Raw genomic sequence first — 19,413 nt, forward strand, 5'->3', positions numbered from 1 at the left:
CATCACTTCCTTCTGTCATACTGTTTCCATCTGATACAGCCCCAGACGAAGCTGACCTAAAAAGCTGTCCTGCTCATCTTGGCTCATCGTCTGCTCTTGTGCCCGTTGGTTCTGGTGCTGTTCCTGCTGCTGCCGGTTATGGCCATCATACTGCGGCTGCTGTTGCTCCTGCTGCGGCACCTGTACCTGAACATGCTGTCCAGTTCGATCCTCCAGCAGCGCTCCCAGATTGCCTGCATGCTGCGCAAGCAGCGAAGTGGTTTTGGCATTGTCCGCATGGATCAGCAGACCGATGCCTCCCGCAGTTTGTGTCAGCTCAATCGTAATCTTTCCTAAGTGCTCCGGCTTGAGCTGGATCTCTACCTTATCGCCTGTGTTTTTCAGTTCTGCCTGCACGGTATCCGCTATGCGGGCATCCATGTCAGCCGACGTTGTATCCACCGTTTGCGCAGCATCAGCTACCTTTACCGGGATGTTTTCAACATCCTGAAACACAGGCTGCTCCGCCTGTGCAACAGCAACCTGAACCGGCTTCTGCGTGTCCTCAGCAGCACTCTGCCTAAACACACCTTCACCATCTGCCTTTGCCGCCGTCGATAGCTGCGCCGTAGGCTCGCCCTGACGCATAACTGACGGGTCTGCTTTGGGGGCCTGCCCGTTCTCTACTGCCTGCAAAACTTGTCTGGGCATCTCTGATGCGGTTTCCTCTGCCGGCTGCTGTAATATGTTCTGCACATCCGATGCTGCCTGCTGCACATCCGCGCCCTTCGCCGTCACCGTTGGGACGACTGCTGCCTGCTGCAAATCAGCTACCACAGGAACGCCGCCTTCTGCAGGCTGCTCTTCCACCGCTGCCGGCACAATGAACTGCTGCACTGCCAACGCTGCCGCCAGCTGCTGTGCTGCTGCAACTTCGTCGGCTCCATTCGTTTCCTGCAATTCCTCTGCCGGTTCTCCACTGCCCTGCGGCGCTTCCGTCTTCCCATTCATTTCCTGGGGATCCGCATTGTTTGCTGCACCGCTCTTTTTCCGTGCAAGCAAATCCTGAAAATCATTTTTGGGCGTATCATCCGCGCCTACATTACTCTTTGCAGAATACTGCAGCAGTGATTTGAGCAGCGCGATCTGTTCCGTATTCATTCTTCCTCACCTCCTTTCACCGTGCCGCCGTCAACGCGCCATTCCGGACACAACACGTGCGGCCGACACAAATTCATCAATCATCTGTTCCTCGTTTTTCTGTTCCTGCTTATGATAGGCGTCCAGCTTTTTTTCTTTCAGCTTTTCAATCGTCGCCTTATCTGTTTTAGCTGCAATCACTTCTTCTCTCTTCTGCTCTTCCGCCCTGCGCAGTTCTTCCAGAACCTTTGCCGCAGCCTGTATCTCCTTTTCCTGTGTCCGCAGCATAAGGTCATAGCCCATTGCATCCGCTACTGTCATTCCATGCGATTTACGAACACGATATTCCTCGTTTACAGAACGGAAGCTCTGCGTAAGGCAGTCCACGACCGCCTCCTGCTCTCTGACCTTTGCGATAGCAGCTGCATGCTCGGCGCGCAACGCATCTAACCGCTGCTCCTGATAGCGCAGCACCATTTCCATTGAAAAGTGAAACTTCTTCATCGCAGCTCCCGTCTTTCCATTGCTTTACTGAAGAATCTGCCGCAGTTGCTGCAGGCTTTGCTCATAGGTAAAGGATTCATTGATCCCCTGCATCAGGAACGCATTTACCTTACCTATTTTCGTGATGGCACTGTCAAGCTTGGGATTCGTTCCTGCTTTATATGCGCCTATTGCAAGCAAATCCTCATTTTTTTCATATATGCTCAATATATCTCGCAGTTCACCTGCCAGCTTGAGATGCTCCTGCGGTGCAATTTCAACCATCAAACGGGAAATACTGGCCGATACATCGATTGCCGGATAATGGTTCGCGTTTGCCAGCTTGCGTGAGAGAACGATATGTCCATCCAAAATACCGCGCACCGTATCTGCGATCGGCTCGTTTGTATCGTCGCCTTCCACAAGCACCGTATATACACCAGTGATCGAGCCTTTCTCAAAATTCCCGCTCCGCTCCAGCAGCTTGGGTAACTCTGCATAAATGGACGGCGTATAGCCGCGCGCTACCGGTGGTTCTCCAACAGCCAACCCGATTTCACGCTGCGCCATTGCAAAGCGCGTTAAAGAATCCATCATCAAAAGGACATCCATCCCTCTGTCACGGAAATATTCCGCGATCGCAGTTGCCACAGAGGGACATTTCATGCGGAGCATCGCCGGCTGATCCGAGGTTGCAACAACAAGAATTGAACGCCGCATCCCCTCTTCTCCCAAGTCTTTCTGGACAAATTCCAGCACCTCGCGTCCGCGCTCGCCTACCAGAGCGATCACGTTGATATCCGCTTTCACATTTTTGGCAATCATACCCATCAGCGTTGATTTTCCCACGCCGGAGCCTGCAAAAATACCGATACGCTGACCCTTTCCAATCGTCAACGTCGCATCAATCGCACGGATGCCAAACTCGATCCTCTCGCGGATCGGCGGTCTTGTCAACGGGTTAATGTAGGGACTGTCAACATAGTAGCTTTCTCCCTCCGGAAAAGCTGTCCCACCGTCTATCGGCTGTCCCATGGCATTGATGATGCGTCCGCGCAGGAAATCTCCCACCCGGAGACGAAGCCGCCGCCCCGTATTACGCACAAAGCTTCCGGGCGCGAGTCCGCTCATATTCTGGTAAGGCATCAAAAGCATATGCTCATTTCTGAAACCTACTACCTCCGCCAGTACCTGACTATTGGACTCCGCAGAATAGATACGACATATGTCTCCCATTGCTCCTCGCCCACCGGAAGCCTCAATGGACATACCAATAATATTTTCTATTTTTCCTGTACGGCTCAGCGTATCACTGTCCCTAATCTGTTGGATGACCCGTTCAAGCATTGCTTTTCTTCCTTATTCCCATGAATACCGGCTATGTATTCTCCCGCACGATCGCGCGGATATTATCCAACTGTGTTGATGCGCTCGCATCAATGATTTCATCCGGCATTTCAACAATACAGGTGCCCGGCTCTGCGTCGTGCATTGGCACAATCTTCACGTGGCTGGAAAGGCCGGACAATGCAGACGCCAACGCAGGATCTGCCTGCACCGCCCCTTTTACATCACAGTCCGCGACATAGATCTGCACCCACTCGCGCCGTTTCAGCTTATCGATTGCGGCTATCATCATCCTCCGGATAATTTCCTCACTGCTTTGCAGGCTGACATGAATGACTTTTTCCGCCACCGTAATCGCAACCTGCAGCAGTTCCTCCCGCAGACGGTCGATAGAATCGTCCCGAAGCTGCGCCGCCTGCTGCAGAAAGCGCTGCATTTCCTGAATAGACTGCTGCGCAGCAGCCTCTGTTGCCGCGGCAGTCTCTTTCCGTCCCTTTTCTGCACCATCCGCATAACCTTGGCTGTATCCTTTTTCAGCCGCCTGCTGATGTATCTTTGCTACTTCAGTCTCAGCCGCCTGCTTTGCAGCAGCGATAATTTCCTCGGCCTGCGCATGCGCATCCCGCAGCAGTGCATCTGCTTCGGCACGGGCAAAGGACAGGGAACGCACCTGCGGAACGCTTTCCTGCACATCCTCCGGCTCCATGTCGCCGTGCTGCGTCGGCTCATCCGTCCCGGCAGACTGCGGCAGGGTCTCCCCCTCATAGGGTACACTTTCCTTCAGCCGGATCATTTCCTCCAGCGTATCTGCCATCTGTTCGGTATCCGGAAGATGATAGTCCTCCGCCTGAGGCTTCATAAAATACTTGAGGATATTAGGCAATGATCTCATCCTTTCCACCCTTTAGGATAATGATCTCATTCCGCTCCTCCAAATCACGAATAATGCCAACAATACGCTGCTGCGCCTCTTCCACGTCGCGGATACGCACATTGGTCGTAATTTCGAGATCCTCCTCGATATTCTGCCGCATGCGGGACGACATATTGGCAAACAGCTTGTCTGCCACTTCCCTGTTTGCCCCCTTGAGCGCCAGTACGATATCCCGCGTATCGCAATCGCGCACAAAGCGCTGTACCGAACGGTCGTCCATCTTGACGATATCCTCGAAGACGAACATACGCTTGCGAATCTCTTCTGCCAGCTTGCTGTTGCGCTTTTCCAGACCATCGAAAACCGCTTTTTCGCTGGAACGCTCCAAATTGTTCATGATAGCAGCAATCTGGTCCAGTCCGCCGACCTGTACCTTTTCGGTTACGATAATATTGGCAAACTTCTTCTTCAGTTCTTCTTCCAGCATTTTCACTGCGTCGGGCGAAGCACTCTCCATGCGGGCGATATTCTCCACAACGCGCAGCTTTTTATTTGCCGACAGCTCCTCAATGACTGCTGCAGCCTTATCTGGATCCACATAGGACAGCACCAGCGCAATCGTCTGCGCACGCTCATGCTGTAACGTAGAAAGAAGCGTTTTCGCGTCCGTTTTATCCAGAAACGAGAAGGCACGGTTCGTCAGCGCCTTCGTCACCTTGCTAAGCAGCTGATCGGCCGCCTGATCGCCAAAGGCCTTTTGCAGCACTGACCGGGCATACTCCATCCCGCCCTCTGTGACAGCCTTGTTAGTCAGGCACATCTGGTAGAATTCTTCCAGCACCTGCTCTGTCCGTTCTGTCGGGACATGCCCCAGCTTGGCAACCTCAAGCGTCAGCTGCTCCAGCTCATCCGGTCCCATATATTGATAAATACGCGACGCCTTATCTGTCCCCAGCGCAACAATCACTGTGGCGGCTCTTTGCTGCGGAGTCAACTCCTGATCAGCCATTTGCACCGTCCCCTTTTAACCAAATCCGTATCATCTGCGCTGCGATCTCCGGGTTTTCCTCTGTAAATTTCCGGATATCCTGTTTCAACTCCATGCTCTTCTCGTTTTGGATATCCAGCAGACTTTCCCGCCGCTCGCGCTCTGCGCGCTCCGCAGCAGCAAGCGCTGCCTGCTGCTCCAACTCTTCCAAAGCCGCCTTCGCCTTTTTACGGCGATGCTGTATGATAAGCAACAGAATAACCAGCATGAGCAGAAGTCCTGCCGCGCCCGCAATCGCATATATTGCCCATTTAGGCAGCTGCAGCCCGCCAATCGGCAAACCGTCTGTACCATCCGGCGTATCCGTGTAGAATGGTGCGATCAGCACATTGATTTTATCTGCCTGCACCTCGCGCGCAATGCCTGCAGCACGGGCAATATGACTAGTCAACTGTGCCGCCGCAACATTACTCGCGGCATTCTGATTGATCGTTACCGCAATCATCACATCGGTAACAACCCCGGAATTCTGCTCGCTCTGCTCGACAGAGGAATTCACCTTGTGATCTTCGGTTCCTGCGTTCTTGATCCAGGTTTCATCCCCGTTAACCGCACCCTGCGATTCCATGTAAGTTTCAATGTCCGCATTGGACTGCGTACCGACTACGCCGCCTGCGGTGGCTTCATCCCCCCGCATCAGCTGCTGGTCATATTCCCGCTGCCCAATGATCCCTTCCCCATCAGGCGCTCCTTCCGGAGAGGTATAAACTGTGTTTTCCTGTACGCGCCGGCTGACATCTACCGTGCTGGTCACGCTGACCCGCACGTTATCCGCCCCGTAAATCGGCGTCAGCGCCTGCATTACTTCCCCGCGCACGCGGTTATTTACCTGATTTTCCAACCGCAGCTTTAAATCAGATGCCGAGGAAGTCGTGTTGTTTTCTGCGCCCGGCATATAGCTGTTGCCGACCGAATCCGTAACCGTAATGCTGCCGAACTCCAGTCCTTTTACGCTGCGGGCAACAAGATTTCCGATTGCATCAACATAATTCTCCGGTAATGCACCGCCATCCTGCATGGTTACAAACACAGCAGCGGTCGCAGGCGTTGCGTTTTCACTGTCAAGGACATAGCGCTGATCCGATCCCTCGGAGATATTGACCACCGCATCCTTAACACCCTCAAAGCAGCGGATAACCGCCGCCATTCGGTCCTGCAGCTCATAGTTGCGCACCGTGTCCCTGTCCGAGTCGCTTGCCATCATGCTGATATTGTTGAAATAGGTGTCGTAACCGAAACCTGATTTCGGATAACCGTCCAGCAATAACTTTGCTTTCAGGTCTGGCTCCTGCGCCGCGGGTACTTTAATCGCATCTCCCTCGATCTTATAATCCGTAGCGCCGTACTCTTCCAGTTTTCCCACAATAGCTGACGCCTCATCGGTTGTCAGTCCTGTAAACAGCGTTTCGTAAGGGCGATTATTCAGCACCACAGCAACGATAACGGATACGATAATTACTGCCACAATAATAATTGCTGCAGTAATTATCCTCTTCTTCTTATTTTCTCCTTCAAAAAAGCTTTTCACTTTGTTGAGGTTGTTTTGCAGTTTTTCTTTCACCATTAATTCCGCCCTGTTCCCCAACTACCGATACTTCCGGCTGTGTATCCACAGCTGTTATATGCTCATGCGGGACAGCTCACTGTACGCATCGAGCGCCTTGTTGCGAAGCTGAACCAGCAGCTCCACTGACATTTGTGCCTTTGTACTCGCGATTGTCCGAATAGCGGGGTTGTCCAGCTGTCCTGTCGCCATCAGATACTCCGCCCTGTTTTTTTCCTGATCGGTCTGCCTCACATTATCAATCGCCTCTTGGAATATCTGCTCAAAAACCGGAAGCGCCGTTCGTTCAGAACGCTTCTGCTCCTCTTTCCCCATGGAAATAGGCAACGTATCCCATAAAGGCTGTATATTGGAAATTGCCGCCATCCTTACGTTCCTCCTGTTTACTTACCGATTTCCAGTGCGCGCGACGCAACTGTTTTCAACGTATTAAATGCCGTTACATTTGCCGAAAACGCCTGTGTTGCCGCCATTGCATCACTGATCTCCTTAACCAGATCAATATTAGGCAACTCAACGTACCCCTGTGCATTCGCATCCGGATGCGCAGGGTCATACGCCAGCTTAAATGGGCTTTCATCTTCGATAATCTGCGTTACCCGCACGCCGCCCTGCTGGGACAGCTCCCCGGCTGCAGCCGGTACGCCCCCTGCGGCCTGTGCCAAAACATTGCGGAACGAGTCCCGTCCGTTTTCTGCTTCCATGACCACCAGCTTCCTGCGGTACGGTCCGTCTCCACCTTCCACTCTTGTAGTGTTGATATTGGCGACATTTTCCGAAATAACATCCAAACGCAGTTGCTGGGCAGTCAACGATGAGCCCGTAATATTCATTGAACTGAGAAAAGCCATGCTGCTCACTCCTTATTTATTGTCCGCGGATCGCAGTACGCAGCAAGGCAAGGTCATCTGAAACCGCGCTCATCACATGCTGCAGCTGCAGCGCGTTGCGTGCCAGCTCAATGCCCTGCTCCGTTGCATCCACACCGTTTCCATCCATGCGCGCCGTTTCATTTTCTGCAACATGAATCACCGGCCTTGCCCCCTCTATGGCCTCGCGCATTTTACCGCCCGCCGGCACAGCGGATTGCAGGCGGCTGCGCAGGGTTTCTTCAAAGGTCACATACTTTGTTTTATAATTCGGTGTTTCAACGTTTGACAAATTATCTAAAATCGCGGTCTGTTTTGTCCACAAAAAATCCATGGAGCGTTCCATCATCAGCAATGAATTACTGGTCAGCATATCCATACTTTCTCTCATCTCCATACAACAAATTATTATATTTATAATACATAATTATCATGTTTTATTTTACATCTTTTCACCGTTTTGGTCAACAACTTTTCAACAATAATCGACAACATTTTACTTCCCGTATCCATTTTTAACAAAGCCGTCTCAATGTCATCTAATTGGCACTATTTTCCAATTGCACAAAATTAAATGGTTTTTATGCCGAAAATGCACAAAAACCCAACATATCCTTAACTTATTTTCTTGCTTTTGCTGAAGCAGCCAGCAATATGGCCTATGGTGCAGCATTACAAGCACACCTTTTTCATGCAGCGTTTCCCATACATCATCAAATATCGTTCATTTGTATAAGCATCATTTTACCTTACAGCGTTTGACCCGCGCCTATCATAACCGTTTAATACCGCCCATTAAAACTTTAGTGGGCGCAGCCTTAAGCTGCGCCCACCATTCTTTTAGACCTTAGGACATCTGCCCTCCGGTGTCCTAAGCTTTATACATAAGAAGATGCCAACTGAATATAACGATATGCCCAATGGGTGCGCGACACATCTTTATAAGCACCCCCGCTGCCGCCCGATGTCCTATTCAACAGACGCGTCATCAACGCCGCTACTTCGCTTCGCGCGATATAGTTAAACGGACGGAATGTTCCATCTGCATAACCATCGACCCATCCGCGGGATACCGCATAATAAATTGCGGTTTCATTAGCCGTACCGGTCACATCACGGAACCGCAGCGTACCACGCGAATAACTCGGCGAGCCCATCAGCCGGTAAAGCATTTCCACAAACTCTGCACGCGTAATATACTGGTTCGGATGGAAGTAGCTTGTTACGTCAATAATGCCCGCATTTGCAAATGCATTGATTTCATCCGCACACCACAGGTTGCCGGGTACATCAATAAAAATGTCCCCTGCACCGGAAGCGTTCGAAACATCGGACAAGCGGTACAGCATAACAACCGCCTCCGCCCGGGTCATTTTTGCTTCCGGCCGGAAGGTACCATCCGCATAGCCATCCAGAAACGCGCTTCTGCTTGCAGTATTGAGCTTCACTGTTCCCGTGGGTTTTACCGAATCCTTGGAATAATAAGCCCGCCCGGATACCGTTACATTTGCTCTAATATCATCCAGATACAGTGTCACCACGCCATCCGCATTGCGGCTCATCCGATAGCTCTCCCCGCCAACGCGGATGGAGGTCTTATCCGCTCCCACCGTACGGCTGCTGTCTCCGATTTTCACCGTAATCTCGTCGACCTGATAATTCTTATTGGGCGTAAAGTAAAACCGCACGCTGTCTCCCGCATCGATCCTGCTGCCGGAAACGCTTTTGGTAATCTTCATGTTGCTGGAGCTGTTGATCGTAAGCGAGGGACGGGACACCGTGCCGGAACTATTCGAGGTTGCCTCCACCGTGACAGGCTCCCGGATGTTATCAATATAAAGCGTATATTCCCCGTTGCCATTGTCCTGTATCTCGTAATTGCGGTTGCCCACGCGGATCGTTTCGTCATCCGGATCGGCAGAAGCCTTCTTTTCTCCAATCCGAACCGTAATTGTCTTCACGGCATACCGATCCGACGTGGTACTGATCGTAAAAGCCGCATCCTCGCCGCGAGCTACCGTATCTCCCACATCCGAATCAATATTGATATGGGACCCCTCTTCCAATTTAATGGGAATATTGTTTTCATCGTATGTAGAGACAAATTCAATCGTAACGTCATCTGTGATTTCCGGAAGCACAAAGGATACGCTGTCATCCGATTCCCGCACGGAAATGCGGTCGTAATTTACCATAAAGTAAGACTGTCCCGGCGTCCATGTTGCATAGGTCTTCCCAACCTGCACCAGCATCTGGTCGATCAGATAGCCCTCCTGTGTTGAAACCCGAACCGACAGGGACTCTCCCTCATTCACCGTGGTCGATTCACTGCCGGGGCGGTCAAGCTCCAGCCCGTCATCCACATAGATGCGCACCTTGCACGTAACCGGTATCTTTTCTATGGATGGTGTGACCTTCAAGTCCCCATACAGCGGGCCGCTGACCGTCGTTTGATCGATGTCACTCCAGTCAATTTTCAACCCCTTCCAATCGCACGAAGAGGATACCGTGTTTGTCTCTGTTATTCCATTTACTTTATAAGTCATCTGCAGGCTTTTCAGCCGGTAACCCTGATGCGGCGTAACCGAAAGTGTTGCCTTCTCCCCATTTCCGTATTCGTTACCTCCGCCCACCGTTCCATCTTCCGGCTTGTCAATTTCCGCTTTATGCGTTGTACCGGGCGCGAAAGCCGATATGCTGACGTCTACATCCCCGCTCAGTGTTCCCGCACTAACCGTCAGCTTGCATATATTGGAATAGGCTGGCCATTGCTCCACCTGCGCTGATATCCCATTTTTCGTATCGTCTCCGCTCAGCGTCTCCCGATCAAGCACAAGCGAAGTCGATGAATCCGCATCTGATACAGTTGATGTAGTGTTGGGTTCAATTGTTATAGTTATTCTGTCCAACCGGTATCCCGCCTCCGTTTCCAGAGTAAAGGAGGCGCTTTCGGTGTCCGTCAGTTCCACCTTATCAGACGGGTCAAATTGAACATGACTGGTATTTCCGTTTACAATGGTCACCGTTGCAGTTTTTGGGTCTGGTGAATCCCCCGTGCTGCTGTCCGCCGCAAGCGCTGCGGGCGTTGGCATCAGCAGTGCTGCTGCCAACAGCCCTGCCAAGCGTCTTGTCCATTTCCCTTTCATATGCACCGCGTCCTTTCCTGCGCACGGCCGACGCCGGTTTTGCCGGTGTTGTCGCTGCCGTGTAAATATCTTTTTATAATATATCGGACATATCTGTCAGAAAATTAACCATGATTTCATACCTTTTTGTTTTTCATCGTTTTGGCTCATTTTCACCCCTGTTCCCGCTTCGTTTTGTACGCAATTTCTGTTGCCTTTGTCATCCGCAGAACGGTATGATATATATATAAATACTTTTGATTAAGAAAGGGATACTGGATTATGAAACGACTTTTCATACCTTTTTCCGCTTGCCTATTTTGTCTGCTGGCTGCCTGCGGCAGCGACAGCACGTCTTCTGAAACCATATCCACTTACACTTTCGGCGGGGATACGATTCCCGCATTGGAGCAGGTGCTGACAGAACAATCCGGCGGGCGCCTGACCGCCACGCTCTCTCCCGAAACTCCAGCGGATGATGATGCAGATGCGGATAATGATGACGGCGGCGAGGAGCCGGACAGCACAGACAGCGGAACCGGCGCATCTGCTTCCTATCTCGCCTATGACTACCAACAATTTACAGAATATCAAACCGGTTCGGTCGTGCGCTCCTATGTCGAACTTCTGACCAGTGAGACCAACGCCCTGAAGCCGGAGGAAAAGCTGGACGACAGCACCTATACACAGCCCACCGGCTCTATCCTGCTCACCCGTCAAGCCGTTGCAGCGGATGCTGCATCTGCCAGCGGCGAAGAGAAGAACTCTGCTGAAGGCGAAGCAGTATCCTATGCATCGCTCCCGCACGATCCTGCACTGCTATTCCGCGTCCGCATTGACTGGCTGCCGACCAGTTGTCTGGTTACGCTCGACCACGTTGCCGGACAGGATTTCAGCAACTCCCTGCTTACAGCCGGCGTTGCGCTTTCCTTCTCCACTGCAACAGACCTGATGAACACCCTCTCTCCCGAGGAGATCGGCCTGTCCGGTTCTTCCATGTCCGAATACAGCCTGAAGCCCGGTCCCGGCTTTGTAGAGGTAGATCACACTGCCTGCCTGACGATCTATGTATATCAAAAAAACGCGACGAACACAAATTCGCTTGTCGGAACCTACTTTATGTCCTCGGACGGATCTACCCTGTACCGTCAAACCGGTACCAAACCAAATCAAGTGGAAAAAATCACGCTGCCCAGTGGATATACTCCCCCTCCGTCGGATACAGAGCCCACTGAATAAGCGGCACTTGCATACGCCGGTTATTTGCTGACCGCTCATATCCATGTGCAGCAGCTCTATTCATCTTGAGCAGCGCCAAACACGAACGAGAAATAGTTCCCATGCAGAACCCTTTTCTCTTTCAAAGCATAAAAAGTCAGGCACATGTCCTGACTTTTTTACATTTACGCTGCAAATACGGTTTCATTCGCATGAACTGCTGCTCATCAGAAATATCTTCTCGACAGACCGAGGCGCTATCCATTTTGGATAGCGCCTCAGTTTATTGAAACAGCCTTCGCGCCGCAGTGCGCATCAGATGTTCAGTTCAGTCAATACTTGTCCGAATCACTTTGTGTCAGGATCTGCCGGGAAGGTTTTTCTACATTAACATCAGCAGGCAGCTTCTCATAATTGCCAAGCTGATCATCAGGAAGCTGGAACTTCCCAACCATATCTTTCAGCATCTGAGACTGACCGGAGAGCTCCTCGCTGGCTGCGGCACTCTCTTCTGCTGTTGCCGAGTTGGTCTGCACCACACTGGCAATCTGATCCACACCTGTTGTAGTTTGCCGAATCACTTCATCCTGTTTTGTGGAGCTATCCACGATCTTGCGGGCATTGACATTTATCTCCTCTACCCCTGTATAGATGGCTCCAAAAGAAGATGCCGTCTCTTCTGCTTTGTTTTTTCCTTCTTTAACAGCATCCAGCGCTTTTTGAATCAGCTCGGCTGTGTTCTTTGAGGCGTCCGCAGTTTTACCAGCCAGATTTCGCACCTCATCCGCAACCACCGCAAAACCCTTGCCGGCAGCTCCTGCTCTGGCAGCCTCTACAGCCGCGTTGAGCGCCAGAATATTCGTCTGGAAAGAGATGTCCTCGATGCTCTTGATAATATTTGCCACTTGCTGCGAATTTTCTGAAATCATATCCATAGATTCCAGCATAGCTTTCATCTTTTCCTCGCCGTCACGAACCTCATTCCCCATCTGGTCGATCTGCTGTCCGGTGGACAGAATCAGCTCTGTGTTTTCGCTGATCTGCCGGGCAACGTTCTGCAGCCCAGCAGCCAGCTCCTGTACGCTGGCCGCCTGCTCCGTTGCGCCCTGCGCCAATGCCTGCGAACCAGAAGCGACCTGATTGGAGCCAGCAGCAATCTGCTCTGCTGCCATAACTACCGACTTCAAAGCGTCAGACATGGTTCCCTGTGTTTCTAAAAGCGCATTCTTCACCTTGGCGAATTCGCCCTTATAATCCTGTTTTAGGGAAAATACAAAGTTGCCCTTTCCCATTTCGCTCAGAACGGCTGTAATTTCATCAATGTATAGAATGTACTTTTTCAGTCGATCCGCAACCGCATTCACATCCGCTGCTACAAGGCCAATCTCATCCTTTGCGGCGATTTCCGCCCTTGTATCCAGCTCTCCATCTGCAATCTTACCTGTAACGGCAGCAAGCGCCTTAATCGATTTTACCATTCTCATGCAGAGAAGAACAATTACAGCGGCAAAAATCAAAATCGCAGCAATAAACCAGAAAATAATGGTTCTTGTAGTACTTACCACATATTTCTGATATTCGGCATCCGGCATCAGTCCCAAAATAAAATATCCGGAATCCTCCAGCGCCACAGTCGATCCATGATAAACCGTGTTGTTTCTGGTATATTGCATCGCATCTACAGTCCGGTTCTCCAGGATCACTTCCTTCATATCTTCGGTATAGTCTATATCTGCAGCATTTTTCAAAATCAGGCTCTCATCAGGATGATAGATAACATTGCCTTCATTGTCAAACACCGTCATGTATCCTGTTTCACCCACCGAAATCTGGGCTATCTCTGCAAGGAAAGTATCCAGCATCACATCCAAACCCAAGATTCCGACTACTTCTCCATTCTCAATCACAGGTGTCGCAAACGTTACAATCAGCCCGCCTGTGACTCTATCCTCATAAGCCCCTGTTACAACCAGCTTCTGCCCGTCTACCACCTGACTGTACCACGGGCGGCTTGCCGCATTGGCATCGGATGCATCCACATGGACACCGTCTGACTGCAAAATCTCTCCATTCCTAACATTACAAAGCCAGACAAGGTTGATACTGCTGTCTGAGGTCTTGACATTATCCAGCAGCGTTGTTAGCTCAGTATACTGTGAGATCCCTTGGAAATTAGTCGTCCAACCATTGAGTCTCCGACGCAGGTCATCCGTCTGGGAAGAGGTCGTTGCAATCCCCATATACCGCTGAAAATGCGTATCCAATTCCCGAGCTGCTGCGTTTGCTTCAGAAGTCAGATAATCGTTATTTAATGTGATGACCACTTCATCCACATCCCTGTTCAGCATCATCCCAACGATAATCAGAACGATGATGGATGGAATAAGCAATCCCAGCAACATCTTTTGCAAAATACCAGCCTTCACTTTGAAATTTCTTTCTGGCGCTGTTTCCTGCCGTTCATACATATCTATTTACCTCCAGTATTACTTTTGCAAGGGGAACCCTTCTATCTTAGTGGTATCTTGTTACATATGTTTCCTCCCTCTTTGCCGCATCAGTCTGGCAAAAACCATCTATTTTTACCAAATATTGGGTTGCGAAACCTAAAAAATCCAACATTTTCCCTCTAAAAGTTCAGAAAAGAAAACGTTGGGTTTTTTAGGCATAACAATAGAACAAATGTCTGTCTGTCTGTCTGTCTGTCTGTCTGTCTGTCTGTCTGTCTGTCTGTCTGTCTGTCTGTCTGTCTGTCTGTCTGTCTAAGGGTACTGTGCATATTATTTGTTGTCAAGACGAATCACCTATTCTTAGCACAATCTTTATATGTTTATATTCGACAGATTGCTTCAAAAAATAAGGGGTTATATGAAAGCGCGATGGACGCTCCCCTCATCGGAGTCATTCTCCTGCAAGGCTGCACTGTTTTTCCATAGCTCTGCAAGCCATCTTTTCTGCCATGCTATTTGAGATCAAATTGCGCAGGATGCGCTTTCAGCATTGCTGTATAGGCTGCGCAGGTCGTTTTCAACACTCAAAAAACAGCGGAGCAGTTGGGGGTTAAATGCACCGCACTGTCCGCTTATGATCAGCTTAACCGCCTCATCAAAGCTGTAAGGCGACTTATAGCACCGCTTGCTTACCAGCGCATCATATACATCCGCAAGCGCTACTACCTGCGCACCGATAGAGATTTCATCGCCCATCAGCCTGTCCGGATAGCCTCTCCCATCCCATCTTTCATGGTGGTGCAGCGCAACGTCATGCGCATAGGCATAAAACGCCTGATCCCGCAGCGGGGTAATGCTGGAGAGCAGATCTGCGCCTTTGCTTGTATGCGTCTTCATAATTTCAAATTCTTCCTCCGTCAGTCGGCCGGGCTTCGTCAAAATATGATCCGGTATGGCAATCTTTCCCACATCGTGTGTAATTGCCGCCATACCGATAAGGTCGATTTCCCTATTCGCCAGTCCCTTACCGAACGCAGTATGACGCAGGAGATGGATCGTAATCGCACGCAGACGCCGGACATGTTCTCCGGACTCTTCATGCTTAAACTCAATCGCCGTGGACAGGGTTTCTATCATTCCAACACCGTATTCATACAACTGTTCCGCCTGAGCCATCAATACTTTTCTCTGCTCAGCAATGATATCATTCAAGTGGTTTCGCGAACGGAATAATTCGATGACAGATTTCACACGTCTTTCCACGACATATGGAATGACAGGCTTGGAGATAATGTCCATAACTCCAAGCTCGTATGCCTCCCGCAGAACCTCATCTTTATCTTCTCCTGTGATCATAAACACCGGAAACTTATCCAGCAATCCCATCTGCCGCATAGCACGAAGCACTTCAATGCCATTGGCCCGCGGCATCACAATATCCAGAAGCACAGCGGCCAAGCCTTGCGCCGCGCCCTTAATCATGTCGAGTCCGGATAAGCCATCGCCCGCTTCCAGTACATTGTAATCCTTCGCAAAAATATTTTTCAGGCTCGCCCTGCACACTATCGAATCATCCACAATCAATATCGTATCACGCGGGGCATTGCCTTTTTCTGTTGTTTTTTTCACAGGAAACATTCCTTTCTGTACATTGACACTGCCCACGGCTCAATCCGGGGGGGCTCGGCTCAACCACCACAGACTGCCCATGCAAGGTCTTACACGGTATCCTAAGCGTTAGGTTCGGGCGCGCCCCGCCCTATGGTGTGTTCTGCTGCATCAGCAAACGAAGTACTTCCCTCGGAAGTTTTTGCGGCATTGCATTCCCTATGGCAAACAACTTTACGCAGCAGCAGCTTGGACACCAAACGACGTAATAATTGCCGAATCGACCACATTGTTATTTTTTTTACATTCATTCTATATATTAGCATTATACTACTGCGCAAAATCTAATGCAATATGAAACTCGTATTGACAGCGAAACACTTTGCGCACCGTTTCTTTATTCAGCAACAAAGGCGGATGCCAACGCAGCAGCTCTCCGCATCTTAGCCCCATAAGCTGATCTTTGACGGCTCATCCCACGAAAAACCCTTTTTTTGAGTAGCTGCGCCGCGCTGCATTTGAACGATCGGGAGTAACCTATTGTAAAAAAGACGAACCCCTGCTTACTAGCAAAGATTCGTCTTTTGTAAATTTAACTTATAAAAGGAAGCCACCCGAATGGGTGGCTTGTAATGCCTTCTTATCGCTTGCTTGAATTATAGCGTAAGCCGTAAATGAAAGTCAAATTTCGATGTACAAGCAATAGAATTACATTATATGGAGCGAAGCGCATAAAAATACATATAAAAAGAGACTGGCATAAACCTATATACCAGTCTCTTTCAAACTCATTTTAGTTCTAAACAATTTCTTAATACATACCGCCCATATCCGGAGCCGCCGGCATCGGTGCTGCGGGCTCCTTCTTATCGGCTACAAGGCTCTCCGTCGTCAGAACCATAGACGCAACGGATGCCGCATTCTGCAGCGCAGAACGGTTTACCTTGGTCGGATCTACGATACCGTTTGCGATCATATCGCCGTACGTCTCGGTTGCAGCGTCAAAGCCGTAGCCAACCTTATCGGAGTTCTTTACCTTATCGACAACAACAGCGCCTTCGATACCGGCATTAACTGCAATCTGACCCATCGGTGCTTCCAGACCGCGTGCAACGATCTGCATACCGGTCTTTTCATCGCCCTCTGCCGTTTCAGCCAGCGCTTCTACTGCGGAGATCGCATTGACATATGCTACGCCGCCGCCGGCCACGATGCCTTCTTCAACAGCCGCACGGGTAGCGTTGAGCGCGTCCTCAATGCGGAGCTTCTTTTCCTTCATTTCGGTCTCGGTAGCCGCACCAACCTTGATCACTGCAACGCCGCCTGCCAGCTTGGCAAGGCGCTCCTGCAGCTTTTCACGGTCAAAGTCAGAAGTGGTGCGCTCAATCGCGCCGCGGATCTCAGCAACACGGTTTGCAATATCCTGCTTGTCACCAGCGCCGTCTACGATCGTGGTGGTCTCCTTGGTTACCTTGATCTGGCGAGCCGAGCCCAGCATATCCATGGTCGCATCCTTCAGCTCAATACCGATCTCCTCGGAGATCACAGTACCACCGGTCAGGATGGCAATATCACGGAGCATATCCTTGCGGCGGTCACCGAAGCCCGGTGCCTTGACCGCAACACAGGTGAACGTACCGCGCAGACGGTTCACGATCAGCGTGGAAAGTGCCTCGCCTTCAATATCCTCCGCAATCAGCAGAAGCTTCTTACCGGACTTTACAACCTGCTCCAGAATCGGAAGCAGCTCCTGAATGTTGGACAGCTTCTTATCCGTGATCAAAACCAGTGCATCGTCCAAATTGGCTTCCATCTTCTCGGTATCGGTGCACATATACGGCGTGATATAGCCGCGGTCGAACTGCATGCCTTCCACTACCTCGGAATAGGTTTCAGCAGTCTTGGACTCTTCCACCGTAATAACGCCGTCGGTCGAAACCTTCTCCATCGCCTCTGCGATCAGCTTGCCGATCTCGTCATCGCCGGAAGAGATCGCGCCGACTCGGGCAATATCATTCGTGCCATCAACCGCCTTGGAGTTCTTTGCGATCGCTTCCACTGCAGCATTCACTGCCTTTGCAATACCGCGGCGCATGACCATCGGATTCGCACCGGCAGCAACATTCTTCAGGCCTTCACGTACAAACGCCTGCGCCAGTACAGTCGCAGTGGTGGTGCCGTCGCCGGCAACGTCGTTGGTCTTGGTCGCAACTTCCTTCACGAGCTGTGCGCCCATGTTCTCATATGCGTCCTCCAACTCGATCTCCTTTGCGATGGTCACACCATCGTTGGTGATGAGCGGTGCGCCGTACTTCTTATCCAGCACAACATTGCGGCCCTTAGGACCAATAGTTACCTTAACGGTATCAGCGAGCTGATCAATACCGCGCTGCAGTGCCTTGCGCGCATCCTCGCCGTAAATAAGCTGTTTCGCCATGATAAATTACCTCCTGAAATTACTCAACGATCGCAAGAATATCGCTCTGGCGGACGATAATGTACTTTTCGCCGTCCAGCTTGACTTCGGTGCCGGTGTACTTGCCGGTAATGACCTTCTGGCCCTTTTGAACCTCCATCTTGATCTCCTTACCGTCGACTACGCCGCCGGGGCCAACCTCGATGATCTCTGCAACCTGCGGCTTCTCCTGCGCAGACGCGGTGAGAATCAGACCGCTTGCAGTGGTCTCCTCTGCCTCGACCATCTTGATAACGACACGATCACAAAGGGGCTTGAGCTTCATAACGGATTCCTCCTATGAAAAATAAAATTTGACAAATTTCGGACTTTAGCACTCTTTTCATCTGAGTGCTAACTCGAGTATTATATTACATCAACTCATTCATTTGTGCAAGAGGTTTTTTATAAAATATCGTACTTTTCGCTTCATCTATCGGGAGATTTGCAGGACTGAAAATAAAATCATCCGAGTTATCCAACTTTTCCTCCCTCTATAACTGCGCTTTAGGTCTTCTTCTGCCAAATTATGAACTGTTTTTAAAATTGTGAATTTTTGATTAAGAATATAGAAAACGAGGTTGACGTTGCACATATCTGTGCAACGTCCTCACCACCTATCGCGCGAATAATGTATAAAATGGTGTGCAAACTGCTCATCAAACTGACAAGAGCAATGCTCTTTAATCGCATACCAAAGGGTTGGCTGATATTATAATGAATCACCAATAAACATTTGTAACTGCACTAAGCGTACTTTTTCGAAGGGCAGCTACTCTGAAGAGAGCAGCCGATAACAGCTTATGTGGTTCTGTTTACCTGATATCCCTTATTCTGCTTTATCCCAATTTCAAGCATACATAGAGTAAATTTTCAAAAAAGCTCATTTTGACCGCTTGTCAATATATCTGCAAACAAAAGCCTGCAAATAAGAAGTCAAGCCCCGAACAGGACTTGACGAAAGAAAACTTTGTAGGCGGCAGGTAGAAAACAAGTGCAACACAAAAAGGCCGCCGCAAACACGCCGACCGGAAAGAGTCAATTACAGTTGATTAGTCCGCGTGCTGCAGGCCGGTGGAATCCATATCTACAAGCGGCAGACCCTCCAGAGTAGAGAAGTAGGTCATCACCTTGCCGTAATAACGGCGCAGGAACTTGTTGGCACCAGCCGTCATGTAAACGTAGTACGGCTTACCCTCGGCACGCTTCTTGTCCAAGAACAGGAACACAGGCTCGTCTGCCGGGGCACGCTG

The 19,413-nt window shown here is 50.3% G+C and carries 15 protein-coding genes and 1 pseudogene; 1 reads left to right on the top strand and 15 read right to left on the bottom strand.

The features are described from left to right. Nucleotides 1-15: 15 nt before the first annotated feature. The 10 genes from T363_RS0101205 to T363_RS0101250 form a co-directional block, all read right to left on the bottom strand. Nucleotides 16-1,140: a flagellar hook-length control protein FliK gene (locus T363_RS0101205; RefSeq protein ID WP_031472447.1), complete on the bottom strand. Its 1,125-nt coding sequence runs from the start codon at nucleotides 1,138-1,140 to the stop codon at nucleotides 16-18. A 30-nt stretch (nucleotides 1,141-1,170) separates the two neighbouring features. Continuing rightward, complete coding sequence (fliJ, locus tag T363_RS0101210) at nucleotides 1,171-1,623, bottom strand: flagellar export protein FliJ (RefSeq protein ID WP_031472449.1); 453 nt, start codon at nucleotides 1,621-1,623, stop codon at nucleotides 1,171-1,173. Between the two features lie 24 nt (nucleotides 1,624-1,647). Then, entirely contained in the window at nucleotides 1,648-2,949 is a 1,302-nt protein-coding gene (gene fliI / locus T363_RS0101215; RefSeq protein ID WP_031472451.1) for a flagellar protein export ATPase FliI, read from the bottom strand. 31 nt (nucleotides 2,950-2,980) lie between these two features. Continuing rightward, a complete protein-coding gene (locus T363_RS0101220) occupies nucleotides 2,981-3,841 on the bottom strand; it encodes a FliH/SctL family protein (protein WP_078096860.1) in 861 nt (286 codons plus the stop codon). Further along, a complete protein-coding gene (fliG, locus tag T363_RS0101225) occupies nucleotides 3,825-4,832 on the bottom strand; it encodes a flagellar motor switch protein FliG (protein WP_031472455.1) in 1,008 nt (335 codons plus the stop codon). Before fliG ends, T363_RS0101220 begins: the two co-directional genes overlap by 17 nt. Then, nucleotides 4,825-6,435 (bottom strand): flagellar basal-body MS-ring/collar protein FliF, encoded by a 1,611-nt coding sequence (gene fliF / locus T363_RS0101230; RefSeq protein ID WP_031472457.1) that lies wholly within the window; start codon nucleotides 6,433-6,435, stop codon nucleotides 4,825-4,827. Before fliF ends, fliG begins: the two co-directional genes overlap by 8 nt. 54 nt (nucleotides 6,436-6,489) lie before the next feature. Beyond that, nucleotides 6,490-6,801, bottom strand: coding sequence for a flagellar hook-basal body complex protein FliE (locus T363_RS0101235; protein ID WP_031472459.1), 312 nt, complete (start codon nucleotides 6,799-6,801; stop codon nucleotides 6,490-6,492). Nucleotides 6,802-6,818: 17 nt separating this feature from the next. Then, entirely contained in the window at nucleotides 6,819-7,286 is a 468-nt protein-coding gene (gene flgC / locus T363_RS0101240) for a flagellar basal body rod protein FlgC (protein WP_031472461.1), read from the bottom strand. Nucleotides 7,287-7,302: 16 nt separating this feature from the next. Beyond that, the gene (locus T363_RS0101245) at nucleotides 7,303-7,683 is read right to left on the bottom strand and encodes a flagellar basal body rod protein FlgB (RefSeq protein WP_031472463.1); all 381 of its coding nucleotides are present in this window, start codon (nucleotides 7,681-7,683) and stop codon (nucleotides 7,303-7,305) included. Nucleotides 7,684-8,182: 499 nt separating this feature from the next. Continuing rightward, complete coding sequence (locus T363_RS0101250; protein WP_034971393.1) at nucleotides 8,183-10,450, bottom strand: S-layer homology domain-containing protein; 2,268 nt, start codon at nucleotides 10,448-10,450, stop codon at nucleotides 8,183-8,185. A gap of 261 nt (nucleotides 10,451-10,711) precedes the next feature. Here T363_RS0101250 and T363_RS0101255 point away from each other — a divergent pair, with 261 nt between their 5' ends. Further along, nucleotides 10,712-11,668 carry a hypothetical protein gene (locus T363_RS0101255; protein ID WP_031472467.1) on the top strand — a complete coding sequence of 319 codons (957 nt, stop codon included), beginning with the start codon at nucleotides 10,712-10,714 and terminating at the stop codon, nucleotides 11,666-11,668. 311 nt (nucleotides 11,669-11,979) lie between these two features. On the opposite strand, the gene T363_RS0101260 is transcribed toward T363_RS0101255, so the two are convergent. The 5 genes and pseudogenes from T363_RS0101260 to T363_RS0101280 all read right to left on the bottom strand — a co-directional run. After that, nucleotides 11,980-14,115, bottom strand: a complete 2,136-nt coding sequence (locus T363_RS0101260) for a methyl-accepting chemotaxis protein (RefSeq protein WP_051643010.1) — start codon at nucleotides 14,113-14,115, stop codon at nucleotides 11,980-11,982. Nucleotides 14,116-14,619: 504 nt separating this feature from the next. Then, complete coding sequence (locus T363_RS0101265; RefSeq protein WP_078096861.1) at nucleotides 14,620-15,735, bottom strand: HD domain-containing phosphohydrolase; 1,116 nt, start codon at nucleotides 15,733-15,735, stop codon at nucleotides 14,620-14,622. 781 nt (nucleotides 15,736-16,516) lie between these two features. Further along, nucleotides 16,517-18,142, bottom strand: a complete 1,626-nt coding sequence (gene groL / locus T363_RS0101270; RefSeq protein ID WP_031472473.1) for a chaperonin GroEL — start codon at nucleotides 18,140-18,142, stop codon at nucleotides 16,517-16,519. Between the two features lie 19 nt (nucleotides 18,143-18,161). Beyond that, the gene (locus T363_RS0101275) at nucleotides 18,162-18,446 is read right to left on the bottom strand and encodes a co-chaperone GroES (RefSeq protein ID WP_031472475.1); all 285 of its coding nucleotides are present in this window, start codon (nucleotides 18,444-18,446) and stop codon (nucleotides 18,162-18,164) included. A gap of 766 nt (nucleotides 18,447-19,212) precedes the next feature. After that, nucleotides 19,213-19,413 (bottom strand): annotated as a pseudogene (locus T363_RS0101280) (hypothetical protein); the annotation flags it as partial.

The sequence above is a fragment of the Agathobaculum desmolans ATCC 43058 genome, assembly GCF_000701665.1.
In the GTDB taxonomy this organism is placed as follows: Bacteria; Bacillota; Clostridia; order Oscillospirales; family Butyricicoccaceae; genus Agathobaculum; species Agathobaculum desmolans.

Excerpts from the sequence above, each read along its gene's own strand:
- T363_RS0101205 (WP_031472447.1), bottom strand. The coding sequence starts at position 1,140 with ATGAATACGGAACAGATCGCGCTGCTCAAATCACTGCTGCAGTATTCT.
- fliJ (WP_031472449.1), bottom strand. The coding sequence starts at position 1,623 with ATGAAGAAGTTTCACTTTTCAATGGAAATGGTGCTGCGCTATCAGGAG.
- fliI (WP_031472451.1), bottom strand. The coding sequence starts at position 2,949 with ATGCTTGAACGGGTCATCCAACAGATTAGGGACAGTGATACGCTGAGC.
- T363_RS0101220 (WP_078096860.1), bottom strand. The coding sequence starts at position 3,841 with ATGAGATCATTGCCTAATATCCTCAAGTATTTTATGAAGCCTCAGGCG.
- fliG (WP_031472455.1), bottom strand. The coding sequence starts at position 4,832 with ATGGCTGATCAGGAGTTGACTCCGCAGCAAAGAGCCGCCACAGTGATT.
- fliF (WP_031472457.1), bottom strand. The coding sequence starts at position 6,435 with ATGGTGAAAGAAAAACTGCAAAACAACCTCAACAAAGTGAAAAGCTTT.
- T363_RS0101235 (WP_031472459.1), bottom strand. The coding sequence starts at position 6,801 with ATGGCGGCAATTTCCAATATACAGCCTTTATGGGATACGTTGCCTATT.
- flgC (WP_031472461.1), bottom strand. The coding sequence starts at position 7,286 with ATGGCTTTTCTCAGTTCAATGAATATTACGGGCTCATCGTTGACTGCC.
- T363_RS0101245 (WP_031472463.1), bottom strand. The coding sequence starts at position 7,683 with ATGGATATGCTGACCAGTAATTCATTGCTGATGATGGAACGCTCCATG.
- T363_RS0101250 (WP_034971393.1), bottom strand. The coding sequence starts at position 10,450 with ATGAAAGGGAAATGGACAAGACGCTTGGCAGGGCTGTTGGCAGCAGCA.
- T363_RS0101255 (WP_031472467.1), top strand. The coding sequence starts at position 10,712 with ATGAAACGACTTTTCATACCTTTTTCCGCTTGCCTATTTTGTCTGCTG.
- T363_RS0101260 (WP_051643010.1), bottom strand. The coding sequence starts at position 14,115 with ATGTATGAACGGCAGGAAACAGCGCCAGAAAGAAATTTCAAAGTGAAG.
- T363_RS0101265 (WP_078096861.1), bottom strand. The coding sequence starts at position 15,735 with ATGTTTCCTGTGAAAAAAACAACAGAAAAAGGCAATGCCCCGCGTGAT.
- groL (WP_031472473.1), bottom strand. The coding sequence starts at position 18,142 with ATGGCGAAACAGCTTATTTACGGCGAGGATGCGCGCAAGGCACTGCAG.
- T363_RS0101275 (WP_031472475.1), bottom strand. The coding sequence starts at position 18,446 with ATGAAGCTCAAGCCCCTTTGTGATCGTGTCGTTATCAAGATGGTCGAG.